At 50.1% G+C, this 2,586-nt stretch carries 1 protein-coding gene and 1 pseudogene; both read right to left on the bottom strand.

Annotated features, from left to right (window positions below):
• Positions 1-458 precede the first annotated feature (458 nt).
• A pseudogene (locus tag NW827_RS10690) lies at positions 459-1,404 on the bottom strand (IS630 family transposase).
• Between the two features lie 139 nt (positions 1,405-1,543).
• Positions 1,544-2,586: chlorophyll A-B-binding protein (locus tag NW827_RS10685; protein ID WP_414503668.1), on the bottom strand; the 1,043-nt coding region annotated here is incomplete at its 5' end.

The raw sequence follows: 2,586 nt of genomic DNA, 5'->3' as shown, positions 1-2,586 counted from the left end.
CGAAGCCTATCTACCTCATCTGGAGTTTCTTCTGGATCAGAAGCTGGACTGGAAAGCTCGCAGCAGCCACCTGATCTAGCCCATGCCAAGCCAGATGGTTTCTGCCCCAGCCACAAGGGAGGATCCCTGTTCGATATCCATCTCTGGATCTGCCGGGATCCCACTCGAGATTGCTAAAGATCTTGCTTTGCCGTGGTCGGCACGCAGCCTGGCTGCGTAAGAATAATATCCCAACTGACGGCTATCTTGAGCCTACGCCTGGATGCTGGGGTAGGCGATTGGTCAGGCCACCAACATCGACAGTGATGGCAGCTCTCGCCACGGCCTATCCCTGCTTCACCTAACGCTCCAATCTATCTTCATCTGAATGCACGGGATCCCCCACCGCGGTGGGGAGGGGTAGCGCCTAATATACAGTACCAGTCTGCCCCAAGTTCTGACTACAGCCTGTTAAAGAATCAAGGGGTACAGTAGCAACACTTAGCAAACCAACTTCGGAAGCAGGATGGATTGATCAGGAGTAAACAAGTCTGCACTATCTGCTCCACGCTATACTTTCCAACTCTGGAAAGCTGCCGAATAAAATGCTTCAACACCGACCACATCATCTCAATAGGATTCAATTCCGGTGAATACACAGGCAGGTATAGGATTTGCGCTCCTGTCCCCCTAATCAATTCCTCAACTTCCCGACTCTTATCGATATTTAAGTTGTCCATCATCACAACCTTCCTCGCCTCTAGCTTCAGACATAACTCGCTTCTCAAAAACTCTAAAAAATCCCCTTTCCTCATCCCACCCTTAATGAGGCAATAGCCAACTAACCCTCTCAAGGAAATAGCTCCAATAACAGTATGCTTTTCCCCTTATATCTCTCACGATAATGATAGGCTCTTTGACCGCGTAAACTCCGAGCTACTCCCCGTTCCATTCCCTCCCACACCCCTGTCTGGTCAAGGGTAATCAAATCTTCTGCTGGAATATCTCTGACTTCTTGACTATAAGCTAGCCGTTCTCTGTGCACCTCCTCTTCTTGCACTCTCCCACTGCGGTAAGTCTTTTGTTAGAGTCATTCCTTGCTTTTTCAAGCAATTGTGTATCGTGACGGTACTCGTGTCAATTGCTAAGCATTCCCGCAACAGTTCTTGATACCGCCACAGGTAGAAGTTTGGGTGTTCTGCCATAATTGCCATCACTTCCTGTCAATGTTGTTCCAAAATACCCACTTGCTTCGTACCTACTTTACTTGGGGGTTAAATCCTGAGTTTGTTGGTACTGTCGCACCCAGCGGTGTACTGTTCTTTTGGTTACCATGAACCGTTCGGATACCTGGCAGATGGAGATCTGACCTGCCTGATAAGCTGTTACAACTCTCTGCCGTAAATCCAAAGAATGGGTTGGCATCCCCTTCTCTCCTTCCTTTTGAAACTGTACCCTGGTCTAAATTAACAGGCTGTACTTAGAACCCTAGCAAAACAGAAAGCTCTCAGGAAAAGCAATCGCCTCTCCCGGAGCTTAAACCGTGTTAGGTTAGAGCTTAAATCTAGGCCTTGCCCGGCTCATAAAAGATGCTGGGCACGGGTTGGGAGAACCTTGAGACATCGATCTCCGGTTTGCGCGGCCCATAGTCCATCTTCAGATCAGGAGGCTGAAAGAAATTCTCTACCTTTGCGGGCTCATAGAAGATCCATCTTCTAGGGGTGTAATTGACCTGATAAAGAGTTTTTCGGATACCGTTTACTAGGGATGACGACCCTGAGCCAAACCCTTGCTGCGGTTGATACAAATAGACATTCTCCAACGATACTGAGAGGGGCTCAGGATCGGCGAAGGGAGGCTCATAGCAAAGCGCAGGATTTGGCTGAGGTTGACACTGAAATTGAACCTGATACACAGCTTCAGAAGTCATTTCCTGCCGGGCCTGCTGCCAGGACTGTAGTACCTTGCCAATATCAAAGCCCATAGCCCGCTGAAAATGCCACAGGGATCCCTGGAGGAAGAAGAAGGCCAAGTAGAAGTGAGCGTTGGCCAGCCAGACCCTTGAGGAGTAGTTCCAGGCCCCCGCTTGGTTGGGATCGAAGTAGTAGGGGGTGAGGGCCGACTTTAGCTGCAGAGTTGGCCCATAAAACTCCACCGGATAGGCCAGTGAGTTAAACCCACAATAGTAAGAGGCTGTAAATCCGGCTAAGGCAACACCAAACAGAGAGTAGGAGAGGATCCCGTCTGCTGAAAAGAGAAAGCGAGCTTTAACCCACTCAAAGGGTGGAACCAGGATGTGCCACACCCCTCCCAGCAAGAGAAGAGCTGCCACATAAATGTGGCCTCCCACCAAGTCTTCCAAATTATCGACATCGAACAGATGGGTGCGGTAGTTCCAAAGAGTGGCAAAATCCAAAGTTGGGGACCTGACCAGGCGCACCTGAGCAGTGGTGGCGTCGTACAGCCCTCCAAGCAGCATCGCCTTGGCCACCAGCAGCAGGGATCCCAGGCCCAAGATGAGTAGGTGGTGCCCCAAAATTATCCCCAGTGTTTTGGCATCATCCCAGGCAAAGTGAAACTTGGCAGCCTTGCCGAACTCCATATCTA

The organism is Synechococcus sp. H70.1, from assembly GCF_047502705.1.
In the GTDB taxonomy this organism is placed as follows: domain Bacteria; phylum Cyanobacteriota; class Cyanobacteriia; order Thermostichales; family Thermostichaceae; genus Thermostichus.
Note: the sequence above shows the minus strand (reverse complement) of the source record. Positions and strands in the feature narration are given on the sequence as shown.